Raw genomic sequence first — 24,264 nt, 5'->3', positions numbered from 1 at the left:
CCGGGCATCTTGCGTGCCCTCGACGGATTGGAGATGGGCTGACAATACGCTTGGTCAGCCCGAAAGCGGAATTACTTGAGCGAGTGCATGCCTATCATGTTGCCCTCGGTATCGATGGCAAGGGAGATAAAGCCATATTCGCCGATGGACATCTTGGCGCGCTGCACCTGGCCGCCAGCCCCCACTACCCGCGACTCCTCCACGGCGCAGTCGTCACAGGCAAAATACACCAGGGTACTGTTGCCGCCCGCGTCGAATCCCGGCATGTGCACCAGTGCACCACTGGCGCCGTACTGGCTCATTTCAGACGGAAAGAACCACATTTCAAAACCATTTTCATCGGGAATGGGGATTTGCTCGAGGCTGACGCCAAACACGGCCTCGTAGAATGCGCGGGCCCTGCCAATGTCATTCACATAGATTTCAAACCAGGAAACGGGATTTTTCGCCATGGGATTCTCCTTCAGGGCTGGATGAGGTTTGGCGCCTTTGGCTGCCTTGCCAGTGGTTTTATCCAAAACTCATTCCAGTTAAAGGGATTTTTGCTGACAACACAACCCCGGAGTCGCCGCTGGCGCCGATGTGGCTGTTTTCATCTTTGCCGTTAAGGACGATTTGGCCATAAAAAAAGCCGACACTAGGTCGGCCTTTTTCGGCAGCGGCAGTTTAGTTTTCGATACCTTTGCTGCGCAGGAACTCATCGTAGGTGCCTTTGAAATCGGTCACGCCATTTGGGGTGATCTCGATAATACGGTTGGCCAGCGAGCTTACGAAGGCGCGGTCGTGCGATACGAAGAACAGGGTGCCTTCGTACATTTCCAGCGCGTTGTTCAGCGATTCAATGGATTCCATGTCCAGGTGGTTGGTGGGTTCGTCCATCACCAGGATGTTGGGCTTTTGCATGATCATTTTGCCAAACAACATACGACCCTGCTCACCACCGGACAGCACCTTGACTGATTTCTTGATGTCGTCGGCGCCAAACAGCATACGACCCAGAATACCGCGAACGGCCTGCTCGTCGTCGCCTTCTTTCTTCCATTGGCTCATCCAGTCAAATACGTTCAAATCGTTTTCAAAGTCACTGGCGTGATCCTGGGCGTAGTAACCGATAGAGGCATTTTCAGACCAGTGGATAGTGCCTTCATCCTGTGGCAGTTCATGGATGAGGGTACGTACCATGGTGGTTTTACCGGCACCGTTCTCACCCAGGATAGCAATGCGCTCACCCACTTCGGCAATCAGGTTGAAGTTTTTAAACAGCGGCTCGCCATCGAAACCCTTGGTCAGGTTCTCAACCACCAGCGCGTTACGGAACAGTTTCTTTTCCTGCTCGAAACGGATGTAGGGGTTAACGCGGCTTGAGGCTTTCACTTCGTCCAGCTTGATTTTCTCAATCTGCTTGGCGCGGGAAGTGGCCTGCTTGGCTTTGGAGGCGTTGGCCGAGAAGCGCGACACGAAGGTCTGCAGCTCAGCAATTTGGGCCTTCTTCTTGGCGTTGTCGGCCAGCAGACGCTCACGGGCCTGAGACGCAGCCGTCATATATTCATCGTAGTTGCCCGGATACACCCGCAGCTCACCGTAGTCCAGATCCGCCATGTGAGTACACACAGAGTTCAGGAAGTAACGGTCGTGCGAGATGATGATCATGGTGCTGTTACGCTGGTTCAGCATGTCCTGCAACCAACGGATGGTGTCGATGTCCAGGTTGTTGGTTGGTTCGTCGAGCAGCAGCACGTCCGGATCGGAAAACAGTGCCTGCGCCAGCAGCACACGCAGTTTCCAGCCGGGCGCGACTTCGCTCATGGGACCGAAGTGTTGCTCAAGTGGAATACCCACGCCCAACAGCAGTTCACCGGCGCGGCTTTCGGCGGTGTAACCGTCCATTTCCGCGAACTCCATCTCAAGCTCGGCCACCTTGATGCCGTCTTCTTCACTCATTTCAGGCAAAGAATAGATACGGTCACGTTCCTGCTTCACGGCCCACAGTTCTTTGTGGCCCATGATAACGGTATCGATTACGCTGAACTCTTCGTAGGCGAACTGATCCTGATTCAGCTTACCCAGACGCTCGTTGGGATCCAGATGAACGTTACCGCCGGACGGCTCAAGCTCACCGGCGAGGATCTTCATAAAGGTGGATTTACCGCAACCATTGGCACCGATAAGGCCGTAGCGGTTGCCGTCACCGAACTTGACGGAGATGTTTTCAAACAGTGGCTTGGCGCCGAACTGCATGGTGATATTGGCGGTTGTGATCACGGGCTGGTTTCCGTTTGTCTGTAGGCCGAGGCAGGCGCCTGCGGCGAAAATCCCAAGGGCTAAGCATAAGCCTACCCTCTGATAAAGCGCGGTACTATAACACCCCTGCGTGAATTATCAACCGACTTGCGACCGCACGCCAAATGCCGCCAATATAGTCGGGTAAAAAATAAAAATCGGCGCCCATATAAGGAGAAGCGAATGATCCGGCTGGAAAAGATGACTGCATCCACTCGCCCCCTCGCCGAAGCGCTGGAAGTGGCCCCGGAGCAATTGCGCTTTGTGGGCACCATGGAGGAAATCCTCGCCATCGCCGGTGGCGCCATAGTGCCTGTGCTGGTGTGGCATCAAACTGACACTGCCACGACGGACACATCCGAGGCCACAAACGGCGAGCACCTGGTGGGCTTTTTTCTGCTGGATAAGGAATACAGCCTGGAGCATGCCTTTGCCGAGGCCAGCGATTTAGGTTTCAGGGCATTTCTGATTGATGTGCGCCACCAGGGTAAAGGCCTTGCCAGAGCGGTGATGCAGGCTCTGCCGCAGTTTATTCAGACGCGCTATCCGCAGTTCCACCGCCTGGTATTAACCGTCAATCTTAAAAATATCCCGGCGCGGGATCTTTATCTTAAAAATGGCTTTATCGACAGCGAAAGCCATTATCTGGGCGGCAGCGCCGGGCCACAGCACATTCTTTATTTGCCGCTGGGTTAACCAAGGCGAGCACAAGGCATTTAGCACAAGCCACTTAGCACAAGGACTGTTTATGACAACAACGTCGGCCACCGAGCCGCAAACCGCGGTAACACAGGGCCATGGCCCCAGCCCCGATAACCCGTTTCCGATGGAAGGCTTTCCGCAGGTGTGCTTTATCAAAAACACCATCAGCAATCCCAATATTCAGGTGGGCGAATACAGCTATTATGACGACCCCGAGGACAGTGCCAACTTTGAGCGCAACGTGCTGTATCACTTCCCCTTTATTGGCGACAAACTGATTATTGGTAAATTCTGCGCCATCGCCCGTGGGGTCAAGTTCATTATGAATGGCGCCAATCACCCCATGGCTGGCGTGAGTACCTACCCGTTTTTCATTTTCGGCAACGGCTGGGAGCAAGCAGCGCCTGAGCCGGGGGAGTTGCCCTTTAAAGGCGATACCGACATAGGCAACGATGTGTGGATTGGTTATGACGCCCTGATTATGCCCGGAGTAAAAGTGGGCAATGGCGCCATTATCGCAAGCCGCGCTGTGGTCACATCAGATGTGCCCGCCTACGCCATTGTCGGCGGCAATCCCGCCAAAATCGTAAAGATGCGCTTTGATGAACAGGCCATTGCCCGGCTTGAAGCCATCGCCTGGTGGCACTGGCCGGTTGAGAAAATCAGCGCCCATCTGCTGGATATTAAAAACGGTGACATCACTGCACTCGAGAAAGCTGCTCTCGAGAAAGCCGCCGGGCAATAAGGCTTCACCTTACATCCCAAATAATGCATAAAAAAGCCGCCCAAGGGCGGCTTTGTATTTAACTCGCAGCGTCCTTAATCCTTTAGCGGCTTTCTTTTAAGCCGGTTGGCATTGGTCACCACAGTCAGCGATGAGGCCGCCATCGCCGCCCCGGCCAGAACCGGGCTTAACAGCACCCCAAACGCCGGATAAAGCACGCCCGCCGCCACCGGAATGCCCAGCACATTGTAAATAAAGGCACCAAAGAGGTTCTGGCGAATATTGCCAAGGGTAGCGCGCGACAGGGCAAAGGCATCGGCAAGGGCCTCGAGCCTGGGTGACAGCAAGGTCAGAGACGCGCTCTCAATGGCGACATCGGTTCCCGTGCCCATGGCAATCCCCACATCGGCTTCGGCCAGCGCCGGGGCATCATTAATGCCATCCCCCACCATGGCCACCACTTCGCCAGCCGCCTTAAGACGGGCAACATGCTGATGCTTTTCATCTGGCATCACCCCGGCAATCACTTCATCGATACCCACCTCGCGGCCAACCGCCTCGGCAGTGTGCCGGTTATCCCCTGACAGCAACACCAAGCGCTTGCCCTGGGCTTTAAGGCGCGCCATTGCGGTTTTGGCATCGGCTCTGAGTGGGTCGCCCACACCGAGTATGGCCACAAGCTTGTGATTTTTAGCCACCAGCACAGGGGTGAGCGCCTCTTTGGCCAGGGAATCAAGTTCCGGCTCAAGCGTTTCAAGTTCTGATGCCAGGCCAAGGCGCGCCATCAGACGTGGATTACCGATATGCCACCCATGGCTGCCATCTGTGGCGGTGACCTTACCCATAAGGCCTTCGCCGGGCAGGTTTTGAAATTCGCTCACCGCAAGCGAAGGCACATCCGACAGGGCCGCAAGCGCCTCCGACAGCGGATGGCTGCTCTGGCGCTCAAGGCTTGCTATTGCATGCCGGGTATCCTCTTCATCACCTTGAAGCCAGAGCATCTTTCGCACCGCAGGTTTACCCAGCGTCAGGGTGCCTGTTTTATCCAGCACCACTGTGGTGACCTTGCTGGCCCGCTCAAGTGCTTCACCGTTTTTAACCAAAATCCCCATGGAGGCGGCGCGCCCTACCCCGACCATAATCGACATGGGCGTGGCAAGCCCAAGGGCACAGGGGCAGGCAATAATCAGCACAGTGGTGAGCACCACCATGGCATGTGACAATGCGGGCGCGGGGCCAACAAAGTACCAGATCAGCGCGGCAACAATAGCAATGGCCACCACCACAGGCACAAATACCGCCGAAATAGCATCAGTAAGCCGGCCTATGGGCAGTTTCGAGGTTTGCGCCTCTTCCACCAGCGCGATGATTTTCGACAATCGACTGTCATCGGCCTCGGCGGTCACTTCAATAACCAGACTGCCGTTGCCATTTACCGTCCCGGCAAACACACTTTCCCCTGCGGTTTTGGCCACCGGCAGCGGCTCACCGGATAGCATGGACTCATCAATCAGCGACTCACCTTCGATAACCTTGCCATCGAGGGCAATCCTGTCGCCCGGCCGTACCCGAATCAGGTCGTTGCGGGCAATCTCTTCCACCCTGACCCAGCGCTCAGTGCCGTTTTCAAGCCGCAGCGCCTCATCAGTTTTAAGCCCAAGCAGTTTATCCAGCGCCTCGCTGGTTTTGCCCCTCGCCCGCGCCTCCAGCGCATGGCCAAGGTTTATTAAACCCAAAATCATCACGCTCGCTTCGAAATACACATGGCGACTGCCTTCGGGAAACGCCTGTGGCAGCAGCACCAGGGCCATGGAATAGAGCCAGGCTGTGCCAGTCCCCAAAGCTATGAGGGTGTCCATGGTGGCACTTTTGGCCTTTAATGAGCGCCAAAGTCCTTGGTAGAAGTGAGCACCGGTCAGCAGCATAGCAACACCTGTTATCAGCCCCACCAGTCCCCAGCCAAGGCGGGTAGCATCGTTCACCATCATCTCGCCGCCAAAAAGTCCCCATAGCATTAAGGGCACCCCGAGCCCCAGCCCCACGGCCGCCTGCCACAGTCTGGTTCGAAAATGCTGTCCATCGTCGCTGGCGGGCTTCGGCTGTGCGGTGAGGAGCTCGCCGGGATAACCAACACCGCTCAGCGCCGCCAGCGCTGCATCGGCGGATAAGCCTTTTACCCGCACCACTTTACGGGACAAATCGACCCGGCCCTCACCGCCGGCTGAGCGCAGCGCCGCTTCAATCTTGGCCACACAACTGGCGCAGCTCATGGAAGGCACGCTGAAGCGCAGTGCCGTGTGAGTGATTGCAGCCGCAGCCGAAGGCTCCCCGGCTGCCACCTTATCGGCATCAAAGGCCATTTGACCGGCATCGGGTGCCAACTCCGGCGGCGCTGCTGCCAAAGGTTCATCCATCAGCGTTGCGGGATAGCCACCGGCTTCGAGCCGCGCCAGCACATCATCCACATCAATGGCCGACGCTGCACTGATATCGAGCCGCTTACCGGCGGGATCTGTGTGTATTTGCCAGCCTTCTGTGGCCAGCAGCGAGGTGATTTTTTTGCCGCAGCCGCCACATTTCATACCGGGCACGGTGAGATGTACGCTGTTCATATAGGCTCCTTAGGCGAACTTGCAACCGAAACTGAGTTTGCAGGTGAATTCGAGTTGGCTTCAGGTTAAAGTCTCCAGTAACTGGAGAGTCAAGCACAAAAATGCAGCAGACATTTTATGGGTTGCCGAAGAGGGAAAACAGATGAAAATTGGCGACGTGGCCCGCGTCACAGGGCTAAGCGTAAAAAGCATTCGCTATTACCACGATATCGGGCTGGTAACGGCCAACCGTGGTGACAACGGCTATCGGGTGTATGACAAGGCCACGCTGGAGAGCCTGCGCTTTGTGCATCAGTGCCGTGAAATGGGGTTCTCCATTGATGAATGTCGCAGCCTGCTGGCACTGCAGCAAAATCCGGCACGGGCCGCCGGCGAAGTGAAAGCGCTGGCGGAAGTACACCTGAGCACGCTGGCGGACAAAATCCGCCGTATGCAGGCGCTTCATAAACAGCTTGGTGAACTGGTTTCGCAGTGCCAGGGCGGCGAGCAAAGCAACTGCCCTATTCTGGCCTCACTTGCCACCGACACCTGAGCCGTTTCTTGATATCTCAGCTGCTTGATTGCTCGGTAGCGTAAATGAACAGCCTCTTTCATGCACAGCGGCTTAAGGGCTGACGGGCACAGGTTCTGGGTTTTGCAGATTGAGTGCCGGTAAGGTGTCGGCCGGGCTGAAACCAAATACCTGGCCATAGAAGCTGAGCTCGTACTCCAATGCCTTGATAAGGTTACCATCTTTCCAATGATTGTGGTTTTCATCGGCAAAGGTCAAAAGCGCCACCGGCACCCGGTTTTTCACCAGCGCCTTGTGAATGTCCAGGGTCTGATTGGGCGGCACCACAGTATCCTGCAGCCCCTGCAACAGCAGCAATGGCTTGTTCAGATGATCGAGCTGATGAATAGGCGAGCGGTGACGGTACACATCTCTGTGGGTCGCAATTGGCCCAATCAGTTGATCAAGGTAGTTTTTCTCAAACTTGTGGGTTTCTCCGGCAAGCAGCTCCAAATCGCTTATGCCCGCGCGGCTCACCCCGGCCTTGAAGGTGCCGTCGTAGGCGAGTGCCGAAAGCACGGTCAGGCCGCCGGCGCTGGAGCCGGTAATTGCCATCCGGCTGCCATCGACCCAGCCTTTATTCACCAAAAAGCGGGCGGCATTGATGGCATCGTCCACATCGGCCTTGCCCCAGTTTCCATACAAGGATTGGCGGTAAGCGCGGCCAAAGCCACTGCTGCCGCGGTAATTCAAATCCAGCACCGCAAAGCCGCGGCTGGTCCAGTATTGAATATCGCTGCGATAAGCAAGGCTCGCCTTGGCAGTGGGGCCGCCGTGCAGCTTCACCAACAGCGGCGGACGTGAGTCTACCAGCCCTTTAAATGATGGATTACGTGGCCAGTAAAAGTAGCCCCAGGCACGCATATTGTCGCCGGTGGCAAAGCTGATGCTTTGCGCCCGTGAAATGTACCTTGGATCGAGGGCGGCCAGCTCCGGTGTAAATACCAGCTCCACGCCGCGGCCACTGACCCGGTAGATGCCCTTCTCAGTGGTGACCTTGTTGCCAATGAAATACACGCCGTCACGGCCACCGGTCAGCTGTTTGATTTCACCGAAGTCCACCGCAATGTCTTCGGCGGCGCCGGTATCCAGGTGCAAGCGGATAAGCCCCGCCTCACCATTGTGGATGTAGCTTGCAATGATGTTATTGTCGACTTCAAAGGCGTAATTGCGCTCACCGAGACGCCAGGCAGGTCCGGCAAAGTCCGCCGCCTTTTTCAGCAGCAGCTCAGGCTTGCCATCCTCTCCCAAGCGGTAAAGGTTCCACCAGTCGTCATAGTCGGCAATAAAATACAAACGGCCATCGGGGCCGAACATCGGCTGGGTAATGGCTACGTTGCCCTCAGTTCCAGCGACAATTTTGGGGCTGTGCAGCCGCCCTTTGCGGTCAAGCTCACCAAGCCACAGGCGGGTGTTGTCCCATGGCATGGCCGGGTTTTCCCAGGTAAGCCAGGCCAACTGACTGTTATCGCTGTTGATGGCTGGCGAGCTGATAAAATCATGGCCCTCAACGAAGGTGTCGCCTTCTCCGGCAAAGTTCAGGTTAATGGTGACCAAACTCGCCACCGGGGTGCCGGGCTTGCGGTGATCTTCGCGCACACAAATAATGCGCGACCCCTTGGGGTAGGAAATACAGTCGCCATGGCGGGTGCCATTGGGGGTAAGTGCCAGGGGTGGCTGATTGGGGGCGAAGCGGTAAAAGAGTTGATCGCCCTTGGCAGACGCAAACAGGCTCTGGCCAATGCCAAGAAAATCGCCGCCACCGTATTCGTGTACCCGACTGCCCACATCAAAGCCATCGGGCACTACCGCGGTGACCTTACCATCGTTTTCCAGCCGCCGAATGGTGGTGGTGCCGCTGTTGCCGTCAAACAGGGAGAAATAAATGAGGTCACCAACGGCTCTGAGTTCCAGCAGCTCATCGGAGCTGGCATAGACGTCAGCAGCCAACAACGGCGATGCCCAGGTACCATATTGAGCCGCAACCGGCTCGAATTCAGCACTGACAGGCGCAGCCGGCTCTTGCTTCGGCTCGCAGCCCAAAATCAGCCATGTCAGCAGAAACGCCATCAGGCGCTGCCCGGTACTGAGCCTCATGTCTGTGCTTCCCCCCAAGTCTTCGCTTAGCGAAGTATAAACACCGGGCCGGTCAGCGTTTGAATTTAGTTAGAAACCAGCCCACTACATCTTTTTGCTGTTTGTCGCTCAGGCCAAAATACACGCACACCCAGGGCGACAATAAAAAATACCAGGGGATCACCCGGGTATCTCTGCCGCTGAGCAGCAGATAAAGAAAACCGCCGTAAATCACGACAACACCAGCATAACCTACCCAGAGCATCATCTTTCTGGTGTAGTTTTCCAACCTCGACATCTGCTTTAAGCCCTAGAACAATGACCCAGTGCAAGCGCTTTCGCCTTGCTTTTCAAGACGATTCTACGTCGAATTTCACCCGGCATTGTTCAATTTGGCCAAGCTGATGTCAACGTTATCGCTGAAAATAAAGTATGACAAAAAATAACGGCACCTGCGTCCGGGGACATCAGGTGCCGAAGGCTTTCATCAGGTGAGCAGCCTCATTGCGAAGGCCTCACCCCGGCTTGGCGCTTAAAAACGCAGGCCGCCATCGATTTCGAATACCCGGCCGTTCACATAATCGTTTTCGATGATGAAACGTACGGTGGAGGCGATTTCTTCTGCCTGCCCCAAACGACCAACCGGCACCAGCTTCTCAAGACGCTCCAGCGCCTCGGGTTTCATGGCGGCGGTCATCTCGGTGGCAATCACGCCCGGTGCCACTGCCGCAGCGCGGATATTGTGGCGGGCAAGCTCTTTGGCCCAGCCTACGGCCATGGTGGCCACACCGGCTTTGGAGGCGGCGTAGTTGGTCTGACCCATGTTGCCGGAACGCGCCAGGCTGGAGATATTGACAATCACCCCGCCCTCACCGGTTTCAATCATGGCGCAGGCCGCTTCACGGCCGCACAGGAAGGTGCCGGTGAGGTTAACGTTAATCACCGACTGGAACTGCTCCAGCGACATGCGATCGCTAATTACGCCGTCTTTGGCTTTCACCAACATGCCGTCACGCAGAATACCGGCGTTGTTGATCAGCACATGCACGGCGCCAAAGTCTTCAAGAATGTACTTAAAGCCTGCGGTCACATCTTCTTCGTCGGTGATATCCAGCGCATAGCCCTGCACCTCAGTGGCATCGCCAATATCGGCGCAGGCGCGCTCGAGGCGCTCCTGATCCACATCAATCAGTGCCAGCTTGGCACCGTGAGCGGCCAAGTCTTTGGCCATGGCCAGGCCCAATCCACCGGCACCGCCGGTGATGACCACTACCTTATCCTTCAATTCCATCTTGTATCCTTAGGCTCACTCGCCTTTGGCAAAGTGTTCAAAAATGCTTGAGAAGTCCCGTTTGCCGTTGCCGGCGCGGGCATGGGAAACGTACAGGCTGCGTGCCAGTGCGCCCATGGGGGTGCTTGACTGGCTGCTGAGCGCCGCTTCCTGGGACAGCCCCAAATCCTTCACCATCAGGTCGACCATAAAGCCGCCCTGATAGCCCTTGGATGATGGCACTGTGTCCATCACACCCGGGCAAGGGTTGTATTTTTCCAGCGTCCAGTTGCCGCCGCTGGACACTTTCATGATGTCAGACAGCACCCTGGGGTCGAGCCCATGGTCAATCCCCAGCGACAGAGCCTCGCTGGTACCCACCATCAATACCGACAGCAGCATGTTATTACAAATCTTGGCCACCTGACCGGCGCCAGGGCCACCAGCGTGGAAAATATTGGCGCCCATGTTGCCCAGCACGACTTTGGCTGCCTCAAATGCGGTATCGGTGCCACCGCAGATAAAGGTCAGAGTGCCCGCCGCCGCGCCTGCTGTGCCGCCGGAAACAGGCGCATCGATAAACTCGAGCTCCTTGGCAGCAGCAGCCTCAGCCACAATCCGGGCACTGTCGGCATCTATGGTGGAGCAGTCTATCAAGAGACAACCTGCTTTCACCACCTCAATCAACCCTTTAGCTGCATCTGTACCCAGGTAGAGGCCGCGTACATGCTTACCGGCAGGCAACATGCTCACCACCACATCGGCGTCACTGGCGATATCCTGTGCAGAATCACCGCTGCCCGCACCCTGAGCCTTCAAAGCCTCAACGGCGGCGGGATTTAAATCGAATACCTTCACCTGATGGCCGGCTTTCAGCAAATTGGCCGCCATAGGGCCACCCATATTACCAAGGCCGATAAACGCTACGTTTGCCATACACTCACTCCTTGAAATCATCACCCCGGTGCGTCATACGCCCCTTGGGAAAACATCCGCCGCTTAGTTTAGCCTGCGGGTTTAAATCGATATTACAGATTGTCCAGTGGATGGGCGCCGCCCTGCCAGGGAGAGGTCAGCAGCCGCTCCAGCACATCCTCGGGCACCGAGGCCACATCGGCAAACTGCCACTTGGGATTGCGGTCTTTGTCTATCAGCAGCGCACGCACCCCTTCGACAAAATCGCCATGGGCGCAGCAATTAACGCTGACACCCAGCTCCCAATGGAAGCAATCATCCAGCGGCAACTCATCACCGATAATCGCCTGATGCCAGATGATATGAGCACTTAAGGGGCTGCCAGCCAGGAAGGTGTCACGGGCACGCATAAAGTGCGGCGCACCCTCTTCATCGAGCGCCTTGAAGCGCTGGACAATGTCAGTCAGCTCCCCTTCACACAGGGCCGCAATGGTCTCGTGGTGGGTCTGTAGGAAACTCTCCTGCGCCGGCACCTCACGGGCACACAGCACTGCTGACAAACGGCCGTGGTTGGCACTGGCATCCTCATCCCACATGACTTCAGCAAGGGCGTCGAGCAGTGGCTCTTTATCGTCGCTGCCAAGCAGATAATTGGCAGTACCGGCAAACAGCGCATCGGCGCCATTCATTTGAAATGCCGTCAGCCCCAGGAACAGGCCGATTTTCTCTGGCATATGGGCCAAAAAGAAGGTGCCGCCCACATCGGGGTAAAGGCCGATGGTAATTTCCGGCATCGCGATGCGGGAGCGTTCGGTGGCAATACGGTGGCTGGCACCGGCCATGAGACCAAGGCCGCCGCCCATCACTATGCCATCACCCCACACCATAAAGGGCTTGCCGAATTCATGGATAAGATAGTCGAGGCGGTATTCCTCTTCAAAAAACACCTTGGCCAGGGTATCGACGCTTCCGGGGGCCTCTTTGCTGGCCTGATACAGCGCCCGCACATCGCCACCGGCGCAAAAGGCTTTCTCACCGGCGCCGTCGAGCAGCACCATGGCAATGTCATCATCAGTTTGCCAGGCCTTCAGCTGAGCATTCAGGGCCCGCACCATATCTAAATCCAGCGCATTGAGAGCGGCCTCCACATTGAGGGTGGCCACACCAATTTGCTTGCCTGAGACGGTGCCCAGAGTCTGAAAAACAACTTTCTGTGTCATGCTGTCTCCTTGCGTGTCAGCGTCCAAGGCATGGCCTCAGCGGTTTTTCCATACGGCGGCACGCTTCTCGAGGAAGGCATTCACCCCTTCGGCCTGATCTTCGGTATCAAAAAGTCCGATAAAAAGTTCACGCTCGATTGGCAGCGCCTGGGTGCGCGGCATACTGCGACCGCTTTGAATAAGCTTTTTGCACACGGCCACGGCAGAGGGACTTTGTTTGGCAACCTTGGCGGCCAGGGCGATGGCGGCATCGAGCGCTTCGCCGGTCTCCACCACTTCTTCCACCAGTCCAAGATTCAGTGCCTTGGTAGCATCGATACGCTCGCCGCAGAGGATCATTCGCTTCGCCCAGCCCTCGCCCACCAGCGCAGTCAGGTTTTGGGTACCACCGGCGCAGGGCAACAGGCCCACTGTGGCTTCCGGCAACGCCATCACCGCCTGAATTTCGGCGATGCGGATATCACAGGCCAGCGCCACTTCCAGGCCGCCGCCCATGGCATAGCCATTGATGGCAGCGATGGATACACCACGAAACGCACTCAAGGTCTCGAACGCTTCACCAAAGGCCTTGGCCATGGTGGCGGCGTTGCCTTTGTCGCCATCGGCAAAGAGTTTTAAGTCGGCGCCAGCGGAAAAGAACTTCTGCCCTTCGCCGGTCAGCACCAGCGCATAAATCTCGTTGTTGTCATTGAGCTCGAGTACCTTTTCCTTCAACTCATTCAGGCTCTCGCGGGTCCAGGTGTTGGCCGGCGGGTTGCTGATGGTGAGAATGGCGGTGTTGCCTTCGATACGTTCAATCAAAAAAGCCATGGCAATAATTCCTTATTCTTTCGACGTCTCTATTCAGTCGACATTACTATTCAGTCAAAGTCACTGGCAAATCAGAGAATGTCGTGGGCGTTTTCGTCCAGCAGGCGACGGGAGATGATAAGGCGCATGATCTCGTTGGTGCCTTCCAGAATTTGATGCACCCGCACATCGCGGAAATGACGCTCCAGCGGATACTCACGGATATAACCATAGCCGCCATGAATTTGCAGTGCGGCGTCGCACACCGCAAAGCCGATGTCGGTGGCAAAACGCTTGGCCATGGCGCAGTATGCGGTGGCCTCAGGGTCCTGACTGTCGAGTTTAAAGGCGGCCAGACGCACCATTTGACGGGCAGCCACCAGTTCGGTGGCCATGTCGGCGAGCTTGAACTGCAGCGCCTGGAAGGCAGCCAGCGGCTTACCGAACTGTTTGCGCTCGTTCATATAGGCAATTGAGCGCTCAAGGGCGGCCTGGGCCGTGCCCACAGAGCAGGTAGCGATATTGATACGGCCACCATCCAGGCCCTTCATGGCAAAGGTAAAGCCCTGGCCTTCATCGCCCAGCAGGTTTTGCACCGGCACCCGTACATTTTCAAAGGTAATAAGGCGGGTCGGCTGGGCATTCCAGCCCATCTTGTCTTCGGCCTTGCCGTAAATCACCCCTTCGGCATCTGCGGGAATGGCGATGGCAGAAATGCCCTTGGGACCGGCTTCGCCGGTGCGGCACATCACCACCAGAAGCTCGGTGGCACCGGCGCCCGAGATAAACATCTTGCTGCCGTTAATCACATATTCGTCGCCCTCACGCACCGCCTTGGTGGTAAGCGAAGCGGCATCACTGCCGGCACCGGGTTCGGTGAGGCAGTAGGACGCGAGCTTGGCACCTGTGGTCAAAGCCTCGGACCAGTCGGCGCGAAACGCTTCAGTGCCCCAGGTCGTCACCATCCAGGTGGCCATATTGTGAATGGTCAGCATGGCGGTGGTGGCGGTACAACCTTTTGAAAGCTCTTCAAAAATGATGGAAGAGTCGAGCCGTGACAGGCCCATGCCACCTTCGGACTCGGGGGAATAGAGTGAGCAAAAACCCAGCTCACCGGCCTTTTGAATAACGTCTTTCGGGAAATGATGTTCTTCGTCCCACTTACCGGCGAAGGGAGTGAGCTCATCTGCGGCGAACTGGCGGGCAAGTTCGGCGAACTGGCGTTGATCTTCGTTTAAATTGAAATCCATCTTGACTGCTCCCGTGACTCTGGGGTCACTTCATGTGATGGCCGGCGATAACGCCGGCCTGCCTGTTTTAAGTTGCTGTCTTGTTGTCTGATAGGTCTGCACCAACCCCGGCGCTTAGCGCAGGGCGATGGTCATATTGGGGCCATGGGGAATATCGTCTTCAAACCAGCGACAGGTGATGGTTTTGGTCTCGGTAAAGAAACGCACCGCCTGCTTGCCATAGGCGTGCTGATCGCCGTAGAAGCTGCCCTTCCAACCTGTGAAGGAGAAAAACGGCAGCGGCACAGGGATAGGCACGTTAATCCCCACCTGACCCACTTCGATTTCGTGCTGGTATTTACGGGCGGCGGCGCCGCTGGCGGTGAAGATGGAGGTGCCGTTGCCGTAGGGCGACTTGTTCACCAGCTCAATGGCCTCTTCCAGCTCGTCCACTTCCATACAGCAGAGCACAGGGCCGAAGATTTCTTCTTTGTAGATGCTCATGTCGGTGGTGACCTTGTCGAACATGGTCGGGCCAACCCAGTTGCCGGACTCATAGCCTGCAACGGTGAAATCGGAGCCATCCAGCAGACACTCGGCGCCCTCGGCCTTGCCCTGAGCGATAAGTTTCAGCACCCGCTCTTTGGCGGCAGGGCTGATAAGCGGGCCGTAACCTGCGTCTTTATCGTCCCAAAGGCCCGGACGCACCTTGGCGAGCGCCTCTTTGAGCTCAGGGATCCATTCTTTAGCGGCGCCCACAAATACGGCCACCGAAATCGCCATACAGCGCTGACCGGCTGCGCCCACAGAGGCGCCCACCAGGTTATTGATCACCTGCTGCTTGTTGGCATCCGGCATGATCACGCAGTGATTCTTGGCACCGGCAAACGCCTGCACCCGCTTTAAGTTATCGGTACCCGTCTTGTACACGTACTGGCCCACACCCACTGAACCCACAAAGGAGATGGCCTTGATGTCAGGATGGGTCAGCAGAATGTCCACCGCGCTCTTGTCGCCATGAACCAGTTGCAGCACGCCCTTGGGGGCTCCTGCCTGTTCAAACAGCTCGGCCAGACGCTGCGGGGTCATGGGGTCTTGCTCGGAAGGTTTGAGCACAAAGGTGTTACCGCAGGCGATGGCGAGCGGGAACATCCACAGCGGGATCATCGCCGGGAAGTTAAATGGGGTAATACCGGCGCATACGCCCAGCGGCTGGGTGTAGGAGTAGGTGTCAATTTTACGGGCCACGTTTTCCACGGTTTCGCCCATCAGCAAGGAGGCAATATTGCAGGCATGTTCGGCCACTTCAATGCCGCGCCACACATCGCCTTTGGCATCTTCGAAGGTCTTGCCGGTTTCCTTGGCAAGAATGGTGGCCAGTTCGTCGTGGTGCTCTTTGAGCAGCGCCTGATAGCGCAGCATCACCCGGGCACGCTCAGACACAGGCACTTCCTTCCAACTTTGGAACGCCGCCTTGGCACTGGCGATGGCGCCATGCACTTCGTCATCGCTGGCACAGCGCACCTGGGCAATCGGCTGATTGTTGGCCGGGTTGGTGACTGTGATTACCCGCTCACCTTGTCCCAGGGTGAACTCGCCATCGATGTAATGCTTAACTTGTGTGGTCATATCGCTTCCTTTTGAGGGTCAGAGGTCGCGGCGCGCCTTATAGGAATTATGAATGGCTGCGCCCGCTCGCTCCTGGTGTCTTGTTGATTGCTGCTTGCAAGAGTCCTGAATAGTTACACTTCGATGGCCATGGCAGTGGCTTCGCCGCCGCCGATGCACAAAGAGGCCACGCCGCGCTTGAGGCCTCGGGCCTTGAGGGCGTAAATGAGCGTCACCAGTACCCGGGCGCCGGAACAGCCAATAGGATGACCAAGGGCACAGGCGCCACCATTGACGTTTACCTTGGCGGCATCGAGCTTAAGTTCGCTGATGGCCAGCATGGTCACCATGGCGAAGGCTTCGTTGATTTCAAACAAATCAACCTCATCTTTGCTCCAGCCCACATTTGAGAGCAGCTTGTTCATGGCGCCAACCGGCGCTGTGGTGAACATGGCGGGCTCCTGGGCATGGGTGCTGTGGCCCTTGATGGTGGCGAGTACCGTCAGCCCCAGAGCATCGGCCTGGTCACGGCTCATCAGCATCAGTGCGGCGGCGCCGTCGGAGATGGAGGATGAGTTGGCGGCGGTGATGGTGCCGTCTTTGGCAAAGGCTGGGCGCAGTGTAGGAATTTTTTCGGGACGGGCGTTGCCTGGCTGCTCGTCAACTTTCACTTCCACATCGCCTTTACGGCTGGACACAGTCACGGGCACGATTTCGGCTTCAAAGGCACCTGAGTTGATGGCGGCATTGGCTTTTTCCAGTGAGCTTAACGCAAAGGCGTCCATCGACTCGCGGGTCAGACCGTAGTCATCGGCGGTTTTCTGGGCGAACGTGCCCATGGCGCCGCCGGTGTAGGCGTCTTCAAGGCCATCGAGGAACATGTGATCCAGCACCTTGCCATGGCCCATGCGCATACCGCCACGGGCCTTGTCGAGCAGGTATGGCGCCTGACTCATGCTTTCCATACCACCGGCAATCACCACATTGGCGCTGCCTGCTTTGATAAGGTCATGGGCCAGCATCACGGTTTTCATGCCAGAGCCACACACCTTGTTAACTGTGGTGGCGCCCACTGACAGCGGCAGACCTGCGCCCAGTGCGGCCTGACGCGCTGGCGCCTGACCCAAACCTGCGGGCAGTACGCAGCCCATCAGGAGCTCGTCGACTTTGGCGCCGTCAAGGCCAGTGTCATCCAGCAGGGCTTTCACTGCGGTGGCGGCGAGTTTGGGTGATGCCACCTCTGACAGACTGCCCTGAAAACCGCCCATGGCAGTACGCTTTGCCGCGACAATGACGATATCCGATACGCTCATTTTCTGACTCCAATTGCTTGTCGTGCCCTATTCAAAAACAACGGGCAAATGTGATTGCTGTCGCAGTTTGCGACCCGATGCATTGAATGTGACGTTTACGCGAACGTAAAGCAAGTGGAAATTGGTCTAAGATGGCGCTTTTTCTGGCAGCGGCTTTGTCACTCTGGATTTACACCCGGGGTTGCTGTGTCGCAGCTAAGGAGAGCAGATAAACAAAAAGGCCGGTGAATACCGGCCTTTTTGTTTATCTATCAGGACCTTTCGCCCTCTTCCCAAGGGGTAATGGCGCTCATGTCCGATAAATCATAGGGCGTCAACTGGTACACATAGTAGTTGAGCCAGTTGCTTACCAGCAGGCTGCCATGGCCATGCCAGCGGGCCACCGGCGTCTGGGTCGGGTCGTCGTTGCGAAAGTAATTTCTGGGGACTTCCGGGTCGATACCGGCAGCCAAATCCCGATGATATTCATCACTTAAAGTGGATTTTTGGTATTCGGGGTGACCAATCACAAACAGATTGCGATTATCACGGCTCAGCACCAGATAGGCACCGGCCTCTTCAGATTCGGCCAGCACCTGCAACTCAGGGTGGGCATGCAGCTCGGCTACCGGAATTTCGGCATAGCGGGAATGGGGCGCGAAAAACTCTTCATCGAAACCGCGCAGCAGCGGATGATGCTCACAGCTTCGGGTGTGAACATAGACACCGGAGCGTTTGGTTTCAAGCAATTGCCGCTTAACGCCATACAGATGATACAGCCCGGCATGGGCAGCCCAGCACAGGAACAGCACTGAGGTCACGTGGCTTTGGGACCAGTCGATGATTTCACGAATATGGTCCCAGTAAGTCACATCTTCGAAATCGAGCTGCCCCAGGGGCGCACCTGTGATGATAAGACCGTCGTAATTCTTGTGACGAACATCCTCAAAGTCGCGATAGAAGGTGTTCATATGGTCGATGGATGTGTGGCGGGACTCTTTGTCGTGAATACGCAGCAAGTCCACATCCACCTGCAAAGGCGTGTTGCCAAGCAGACGCAGCAGCTGGGTCTCAGTCTCAATCTTGTTGGGCATCAGATTGAGAATAAGCACCTTCATCGGACGTATGTCCTGATTGGCCGCCCGAGTCTCGGACATCACAAAGATATTTTCAGCTGACAGAATTTCTGCCGCTGGCAGGTTATCTGGGATCTTAACCGGCATACCGCGCCTCTCGATTGATTAAATCCGCGGGCGCCGCTGCCGGTTACCCCGACTCAGCGCCCTACTTTCTCCAGCATCACCGACATACCGGTGGGCTGATTGAGATCCACTGTGTAGCTTTGTGTGTTGATAAACAAAAGCTTATCGTCTTTGGTTATCCGTGCACCTATGGCGTAGGTGTGCCCAGGCTTAAACTGATCGCGCTTGAACACGAACAGAAAATCCTTTGGCACCGCCTGCACAGTTACCGCCATCTCACCCAGCACTTCGGCAGCCACATCCATACGGGATACATCCTGCACCTGTACCGTGAGCACAGACTCCGGCGGCAGCGCGATACGCTCGCGAAACCACACACTGCCACTGATCTCCACATTGTTTTCAGTGGAGGCGCAACCCGTCAGCCCTGCTGCCCCTATCATGGCAGCCATTGGCAAGGCGGCACTCAGTAACCATTTCTTCATCATTGGATCCTCCCAGATCATACATCAAGACTTCCGGATGTCTATACATCCATTATTGAATCTTGTTCACCTGTGGCTTTAGCCCTATCATGTTAGCCTCAGTTCACGGCAAAAATACTTTATGACTCAAGCAACTGCGATAATTGTGGGCGCCAGCTCACAACTTGGACGCGAATTGGTGATCCAGCTCACACAGGAAGGCACCCGCCTGGGTCTGTTGGTGCCGGACCCCGACGCCATGAACGACTTTATCGGTTCACTCGCAGAACAAAACCAAGCCAATATCACTGTGGCTGCGTTGCCTATCACTGAACCAGAGGCCGCTGCCCACGCCATTGAATCCCTGTGGCAACAGCTTGGCGGCGCCCATTTGGTGCTGGTCAATACCGGCCTCAACAGCTACCACCCGGATCTGCCCTGGCAAATGGAAGCCGATATCATCAAGGTAAACGTGCAGGGCTTTGCGCTGATTTGCAATACGGCCTTTCGATTACTTCGCGAACAAGGTTACGGCCAGTTGGGGGCGATTAACTCCATCGCCGGTCAGCGTGGCGGCCCGGCAGTGGCTTACCATGCCTCCAAGGCCTTTGCGCAAAATTACCTTGAGGGCCTATCGATGCATGCCCAGCGGCTGAAGCTGCCGATTACCATCACAGATCTGCAAATGGGCTTGCTGGATAAAGCGGCGATGCAACAAAGCCAGTTTTGGCTGCCGCCACTCCCCAAGGTGGCAGCGCAAATCATCCGGGCACTTAAAAAAGGCAAGCGCCGGGCCTATATCACCCGCCGCTGGGCGCTGGTGGCCTGGCTTACCCGGCTGCTGCCCGAGTATATCTACAACACCCGCCACTGGAAGAAAAAGGGTAAGCACTAAGGAAGGCGCGAATAAGTCCCGTGCTTGCTCTGCGTGTGCTTAAAGTAGATAGATACATGGCAGGGTTCGCAGCGAATGGCCCTGGTCCTTTTCCTTCGGAAAAACAAACACAAAAAAGGCGCCATCGGCGCCTTTTTTCTCCAAGGTTTGCAGGGAAGGGAAAACCTTAGAACTTGTAACCTACGCTCACCATGTAAACCCATGGGTTGATGTCAGTCTTCACAGACTGTGCTTCGCCACCCATGTTGAATTTCACGTCGGTGCTGATGTCGGCATACCATACAGAAGCGTTCAGCATCCAGTTCTTATTGAAGCTGTAGTCAAAACCGGCTTGAGCAGCCCAACCGATAGAGGTGGACAGGCTCAGATCAGTCAGGGCGCCATCCAGATCGTTGGTGAATTCATTATCGAAGAAGTTGGTGTAGTTCACACCCACACCCACGTATGGGCGGAAGGCGGAGTTGGCATTGCCGAAGTAGTACTGAGCAACCAGAGTTGGTGGCAGGTGCTTGGTTTCAGCGATTTTGCCCAGCGCGCCCAGAGACACATCGTGGCTGAATGGGGTAGCGGCCAGCAGCTCGATAGCCCAGTTGTCGGTCAGCATGTAGCCGAAGTTCAGACCCAGCTGAGTGTTGTTGCTTACGCCAAACTCGGCTACACCGGCAACCACAGGGCTTGATTCTTCAGGGGCAACAGTCACAGCACCGGCACGAACGATGATATCACCAGCCTGATGCGCCATGGCAGAAACAGAAACAACAGACAGCAGGGAGGCGGCAATCAGACCAGACAGATAAGATTTCTTCATCATTTACTCCATTAACCACGTGGGCTTTGTTATTTTCAGTTACATCCGTAACAATTGGGGCCTAGCCTGCCAGACGATGACGTTAACTTTCTTGATCCAAATCAACGCCCAAGCCTGATACCCCATTCTGGGTATCATCCGCGCGATCCAGCTCACACAATCAAGCCAAAATGTCTGACTGATTTTGCTGCCTGATGACCTGAAAAGCCCTTATACAACATGATGTTTCATATAATTTGTTCGATTGCCTGTTCGATAGCCCTGTCGATAACCCATGCGCGGCAACATGGCGTTTGGGTTGTCAGAGCAATGCAGCAGCGGATAAATGCAGGGCAGTGAAAAGCACGGGTGGGAGGCGCAGGAGACCTGTGCAAGCAACTTATACAAAAGGCTTATGCAAAAGGCTTATGCAAACGACTTATACAAACAAACTGTGCAAACGAAATGTGCAAGCGCGGCGCGCCGGAGTCATTCACTCAGCAGTAAGGGGATATTTATTTAGCCCGCAGCAACATCGACCGTGAGTCTGGGGAAGCGCCTTACCCAGTCCTTCTGTGCCAGGCGCTGATGGAATACGGCCAGAGGCCGCCCGGGCGCAGGTGTCAGCTTGAGGGCAAACAAGGACTCAAGTCCCCAGGCAGATTGAAACTCAAGCTCACCATCCGGGTTTAGCCTCACCCCCACCGCGGTTTCCTGCTCAGGCCAGGCGGCCATGGCAGCCATCAGCGACCCATAGGGTGCATCGCCGTGCTTCAGGTGCATGCGGCGCTGATTTTTAACTTCCCAGGGAATGGCGGCAGTTCGGTTATCAGGGACTTTCGCTGCTGACGCCCGGCTCCGGGTCAGAGCTGCGCTTTTGAGTGCCAACAGCAGCCGCTGCTCCTGATGCTTTGCGGTTTGGCTATTGCCATCGCTTGGACTCTCGGCGTTAAGCGCGCCGTCTTCAGACTGCGGCGAGCCCATAAAAATCAGGTCGACGTCATTGAGGGGCGAGTGGGCAGCGCCATGCAAGTGGTCCCACACGGCATTTCGCACAAAGCCTGCCGCCAGCAGATAGTCGTTTATCCCCTCGGCAAGGCAGGCCTCCCGCGCAATCTCGAGACAGGCAAGACGCCTGGGATCGGCCCGTAAAATAGCGCCAAGCCTGGCCTCAAGGGCGTGGGTCATACTCAGTTATTCACCTGCTTCATCACCACTTCGGTGGTGAACTTATTGTTGTGGATCACCGGGAAGCGGTCATAGGTTTGGAAAATCACCTGATTGTTGTGCTTAATCAGTGCCACCACCCCGTAGTTAACCTTGGGATCTATGGTTTCCGGCGGCAGGATAAACTTAAAAGGCACTGGCGCGCGCACCACGTTAAAGGTCTTCTGGGCGAAGATAACCCCGGGGGTGTCCAAATCGATAACAGCGATGGTAATGGCGCTGTTTGGTGGCAACGCCACCCGCTCCAGATAGCCCGCGGCTCCGTTAATGATAACCGGCTTGGGCTCTTCCACTGTCACACAGCCACTGAGGCTGCCAAGGGTCAGCAGCATGGCAAATACAGAGACCAGCCTGGCTGCTGGCCTGAACATAGACTTCAACATCACTTTGTTTCCTGTTTCATCCGCATCAGCCCTTCCTGGGTCGCCGATGCCACCAGTTCACCCTGGCGATTGAAAAAATGTCCCTTCACAAAACCCCGGCCGCCACTGGCGTTGGGGCTGTCGATACTGTACAGCAGCCAATCGTTCATATCCAAGGGCCGATGAAACCACATGGCATGATCGATAGTCGCCATGCGCATCCCGGGCGTGAGGAAAGACACGCCGTGGGGCTGGGCCGCAGTAACCAGAAAATTAAAGTCGGACGCATAAGCCAGCAGCGCATCGTGCACATGGCTGCCGCCCTCAACCTTGCCATTGGCACGCAGCCACACATGACGCACCGGCTCACGGGAGCGCGGCGCAACCGGGCTGCAGGGGTCGACAATGCGCATCTCAATCGGCGCATCGGCCATGAATTTTTCCAGCATTTTCGCCGGGATCTTGTCTCTTAAGGTCACCGCCAGTTCCTGCTGGTTTAACAGCCCTTCAGGCCCAGGTACCTCCGGCATGCTTATCTGATGGGAAAAGCCCTCTTCTTCCGCCTGGAACGAACAGGTCATATAAAAAATCGGCCTGCCCTTTTGAATCGCCTTCACCCGACGGGCGCTGAACGAGCCGCCATCGCGCATAATTTCCACGTCGTAAACAATGGGTAAAGACTCATCTCCCGCCCGCAGAAAGTAGCTGTGCAGCGAATGCACTTTTCGAGTGGGGTCAACGGTTTCGCGGGCGGCGCTCAGGGCCTGACCCATTACCTGGCCACCAAACACATGACCAAAGCCCAGATCCTGGCTCTGGCCACGATAAAGGCCAATTTCGAGGGGTTCCAGCGTCAGCAAAGACAGGAGGTCGTTTAACACCTGGCTCATGTTATCTCTCTGATTTAAGGTCAATTGCCATCAGAGTAACAAAAACCGCCCGCCGCTGGCGAGTCTCATTCCAGCTTTATGCCCTGCTCATGGGCGGTGCGCCTCGCCCAGGCGAGGATTTGATCTTCTCCGCTGGCGTGTTTGTGGATGGGCCAAGCCGAAGCAATCTCCCCCCAGTGGGCGGCGATGGCTTCGGGGGTGCGGGAGTCGGAATCAAAGTACCTGTGGCTATGCTCACCAATGCAAAGCTCGCTGACACTGCCACCGGCGGCAAGCAGATGTCGGCCACAGGGCGCTTTGGGACCGAGTAGAAACAATAAAGCGGCGGTAATGATTTCTTTGGAGAACAGCGGTTTAACCTGCGGCGCCAGGTGGGCCTCGGTCATCTGGGTATGGGCCAGAGGGCACAGGCTATTGACCATCACATTGCGCGGCAGCCCTTCAGCAGCAAGACCGTTGACCAGCCCCACCAGCGCCATCTTGGCACAGGCGAAGGCACTTTGATGCAAGTCGCCATAGAGGGCACTGACTCCTGTGGTCATCACAATCCGGCCGTAGCCCCTGTCCATCATGCCGCGCCACAAGCCGTGGGTCAGCGCAAAACTGCCACAGAGATCCACCTGCAGCTGACGGTGAAATTCGATTGGAGTCAGGTGCTCGAACGCGCCATGGGTATGAATACCGGCGTTGTTGACCAAAAGGTCGATACCACCGGTCAAGCGCTCGATATCAGCAAACAGGGTGCACAGCCCGCCCTCATCACTGACGTCCACGCAAAGATAAGTGGCACTGGCGCCCGCCGATGTTAACGCCCGCAGCAACCCATGCACCTCCGGCGCCTCCCTTTGCAGGGTATCCACCAGAAACAGCCGCGCCCCTCTTTCGGCCAGCGCCAATGCATAGGCCCGCCCAAGCCCGGACGCCGCGCCCGAGATCAGGGCCGACTGGTTGTCGAATCGCATCTTTGCTTTCCCCCAACATCTGAAATCCTTGTAAACGCTCGTTCAAATAAAGCACAGCGTACGTTGGAAAACTTTGACAATGCTGGCAAATTCTCACTTTGGCCCAGCGACTGCTGTGCGCCTTCTCCCAGTCTGGTAAATGCGTGATTTCGATTGTGCTAACTTTCGTGGCATTTCTTGGTATCCTTAGCCAGTTTTGTGTTTTATC

At 56.3% G+C, this 24,264-nt stretch carries 23 protein-coding genes; 4 read left to right on the top strand and 19 right to left on the bottom strand.

The window, feature by feature from the left end; genetic code table 11:
* Nucleotides 1-71: 71 nt before the first annotated feature.
* Both STH12_RS04775 and STH12_RS04770 read right to left on the bottom strand, forming a co-directional pair.
* Nucleotides 72-452 carry a VOC family protein gene (locus STH12_RS04775; protein WP_126166499.1) on the bottom strand — a complete coding sequence of 127 codons (381 nt, stop codon included), beginning with the start codon at nucleotides 450-452 and terminating at the stop codon, nucleotides 72-74.
* Between the two features lie 214 nt (nucleotides 453-666).
* Entirely contained in the window at nucleotides 667-2,262 is a 1,596-nt protein-coding gene (locus tag STH12_RS04770; protein WP_126166498.1) for an ABC-F family ATPase, read from the bottom strand.
* Nucleotides 2,263-2,463: 201 nt separating this feature from the next.
* Here STH12_RS04770 and STH12_RS04765 point away from each other — a divergent pair, with 201 nt between their 5' ends.
* Complete coding sequence (locus tag STH12_RS04765) at nucleotides 2,464-2,976, top strand: GNAT family N-acetyltransferase (RefSeq protein WP_126166497.1); 513 nt, start codon at nucleotides 2,464-2,466, stop codon at nucleotides 2,974-2,976.
* Nucleotides 2,977-3,028: 52 nt separating this feature from the next.
* On the top strand, nucleotides 3,029-3,727 hold the full coding sequence (locus STH12_RS04760; RefSeq protein ID WP_126166496.1) for a Vat family streptogramin A O-acetyltransferase: 699 nt from the start codon (nucleotides 3,029-3,031) through the stop codon (nucleotides 3,725-3,727).
* Between the two features lie 74 nt (nucleotides 3,728-3,801).
* Here the strand turns inward: STH12_RS04760 and STH12_RS04755 are convergent, their stop codons facing one another.
* Nucleotides 3,802-6,066, bottom strand: coding sequence for a heavy metal translocating P-type ATPase (locus STH12_RS04755; protein ID WP_174234576.1), 2,265 nt, complete (start codon nucleotides 6,064-6,066; stop codon nucleotides 3,802-3,804).
* A gap of 394 nt (nucleotides 6,067-6,460) precedes the next feature.
* Between STH12_RS04755 and STH12_RS04750 the strand changes: the two genes are divergently transcribed.
* Nucleotides 6,461-6,850: a MerR family DNA-binding protein gene (locus STH12_RS04750; RefSeq protein WP_126166495.1), complete on the top strand. Its 390-nt coding sequence runs from the start codon at nucleotides 6,461-6,463 to the stop codon at nucleotides 6,848-6,850.
* A 72-nt stretch (nucleotides 6,851-6,922) separates the two neighbouring features.
* Here STH12_RS04750 and STH12_RS04745 read toward each other — a convergent pair whose 3' ends face one another.
* The 11 genes from STH12_RS04745 to STH12_RS04695 all read right to left on the bottom strand — a co-directional run bounded on the left by STH12_RS04745 (nucleotide 6,923) and on the right by STH12_RS04695 (nucleotide 18,954).
* Complete coding sequence (locus STH12_RS04745; RefSeq protein WP_126166494.1) at nucleotides 6,923-8,965, bottom strand: S9 family peptidase; 2,043 nt, start codon at nucleotides 8,963-8,965, stop codon at nucleotides 6,923-6,925.
* A gap of 52 nt (nucleotides 8,966-9,017) precedes the next feature.
* The gene (locus STH12_RS04740) at nucleotides 9,018-9,242 is read right to left on the bottom strand and encodes a hypothetical protein (protein WP_126166493.1); all 225 of its coding nucleotides are present in this window, start codon (nucleotides 9,240-9,242) and stop codon (nucleotides 9,018-9,020) included.
* A gap of 234 nt (nucleotides 9,243-9,476) precedes the next feature.
* On the bottom strand, nucleotides 9,477-10,235 hold the full coding sequence (locus tag STH12_RS04735; RefSeq protein ID WP_126166492.1) for an SDR family oxidoreductase: 759 nt from the start codon (nucleotides 10,233-10,235) through the stop codon (nucleotides 9,477-9,479).
* Between the two features lie 15 nt (nucleotides 10,236-10,250).
* Nucleotides 10,251-11,150 (bottom strand): 3-hydroxyisobutyrate dehydrogenase, encoded by a 900-nt coding sequence (gene mmsB, locus STH12_RS04730; protein ID WP_126166491.1) that lies wholly within the window; start codon nucleotides 11,148-11,150, stop codon nucleotides 10,251-10,253.
* A 92-nt stretch (nucleotides 11,151-11,242) separates the two neighbouring features.
* On the bottom strand, nucleotides 11,243-12,349 hold the full coding sequence (locus tag STH12_RS04725) for an enoyl-CoA hydratase/isomerase family protein (protein WP_126166490.1): 1,107 nt from the start codon (nucleotides 12,347-12,349) through the stop codon (nucleotides 11,243-11,245).
* Between the two features lie 36 nt (nucleotides 12,350-12,385).
* Nucleotides 12,386-13,159 carry an enoyl-CoA hydratase gene (locus STH12_RS04720; protein WP_126166489.1) on the bottom strand — a complete coding sequence of 258 codons (774 nt, stop codon included), beginning with the start codon at nucleotides 13,157-13,159 and terminating at the stop codon, nucleotides 12,386-12,388.
* A gap of 71 nt (nucleotides 13,160-13,230) precedes the next feature.
* Entirely contained in the window at nucleotides 13,231-14,388 is a 1,158-nt protein-coding gene (locus STH12_RS04715) for an acyl-CoA dehydrogenase family protein (protein WP_126166488.1), read from the bottom strand.
* Between the two features lie 114 nt (nucleotides 14,389-14,502).
* A complete protein-coding gene (locus STH12_RS04710; protein ID WP_126166487.1) occupies nucleotides 14,503-15,996 on the bottom strand; it encodes a CoA-acylating methylmalonate-semialdehyde dehydrogenase in 1,494 nt (497 codons plus the stop codon).
* A gap of 113 nt (nucleotides 15,997-16,109) precedes the next feature.
* Nucleotides 16,110-17,288 carry a thiolase family protein gene (locus STH12_RS04705; RefSeq protein ID WP_126166486.1) on the bottom strand — a complete coding sequence of 393 codons (1,179 nt, stop codon included), beginning with the start codon at nucleotides 17,286-17,288 and terminating at the stop codon, nucleotides 16,110-16,112.
* A 251-nt stretch (nucleotides 17,289-17,539) separates the two neighbouring features.
* The gene (metA, locus tag STH12_RS04700) at nucleotides 17,540-18,490 is read right to left on the bottom strand and encodes a homoserine O-acetyltransferase MetA (protein ID WP_126166485.1); all 951 of its coding nucleotides are present in this window, start codon (nucleotides 18,488-18,490) and stop codon (nucleotides 17,540-17,542) included.
* Nucleotides 18,491-18,543: 53 nt separating this feature from the next.
* Complete coding sequence (locus STH12_RS04695; protein ID WP_126169420.1) at nucleotides 18,544-18,954, bottom strand: YbaY family lipoprotein; 411 nt, start codon at nucleotides 18,952-18,954, stop codon at nucleotides 18,544-18,546.
* Between the two features lie 121 nt (nucleotides 18,955-19,075).
* Here STH12_RS04695 and STH12_RS04690 point away from each other — a divergent pair, with 121 nt between their 5' ends.
* Nucleotides 19,076-19,828 carry an SDR family NAD(P)-dependent oxidoreductase gene (locus STH12_RS04690; protein WP_126166484.1) on the top strand — a complete coding sequence of 251 codons (753 nt, stop codon included), beginning with the start codon at nucleotides 19,076-19,078 and terminating at the stop codon, nucleotides 19,826-19,828.
* Nucleotides 19,829-19,994: 166 nt separating this feature from the next.
* Here the strand turns inward: STH12_RS04690 and ompW are convergent, their stop codons facing one another.
* The 5 genes from ompW to STH12_RS04665 all read right to left on the bottom strand — a co-directional run bounded on the left by ompW (nucleotide 19,995) and on the right by STH12_RS04665 (nucleotide 24,056).
* Nucleotides 19,995-20,639, bottom strand: coding sequence for an outer membrane protein OmpW (gene ompW, locus STH12_RS04685; protein ID WP_164551145.1), 645 nt, complete (start codon nucleotides 20,637-20,639; stop codon nucleotides 19,995-19,997).
* A 495-nt stretch (nucleotides 20,640-21,134) separates the two neighbouring features.
* Nucleotides 21,135-21,803 (bottom strand): nucleotidyltransferase family protein, encoded by a 669-nt coding sequence (locus STH12_RS04680; RefSeq protein ID WP_126166482.1) that lies wholly within the window; start codon nucleotides 21,801-21,803, stop codon nucleotides 21,135-21,137.
* Between the two features lie 2 nt (nucleotides 21,804-21,805).
* Nucleotides 21,806-22,174: a YbaY family lipoprotein gene (locus STH12_RS04675; protein WP_418856603.1), complete on the bottom strand. Its 369-nt coding sequence runs from the start codon at nucleotides 22,172-22,174 to the stop codon at nucleotides 21,806-21,808.
* A gap of 50 nt (nucleotides 22,175-22,224) precedes the next feature.
* Nucleotides 22,225-23,094 (bottom strand): acyl-CoA thioesterase II, encoded by an 870-nt coding sequence (tesB, locus tag STH12_RS04670; RefSeq protein WP_126166481.1) that lies wholly within the window; start codon nucleotides 23,092-23,094, stop codon nucleotides 22,225-22,227.
* A gap of 65 nt (nucleotides 23,095-23,159) precedes the next feature.
* On the bottom strand, nucleotides 23,160-24,056 hold the full coding sequence (locus STH12_RS04665; RefSeq protein ID WP_126166480.1) for an SDR family NAD(P)-dependent oxidoreductase: 897 nt from the start codon (nucleotides 24,054-24,056) through the stop codon (nucleotides 23,160-23,162).
* Between the last annotated feature and the right edge of the window lie 208 nt (nucleotides 24,057-24,264).

Source organism: Shewanella khirikhana (assembly GCF_003957745.1).
Lineage (GTDB): Bacteria > Pseudomonadota > Gammaproteobacteria > Enterobacterales > Shewanellaceae > Shewanella > Shewanella khirikhana.
Note: the sequence above shows the minus strand (reverse complement) of the source record. Positions and strands in the feature narration are given on the sequence as shown.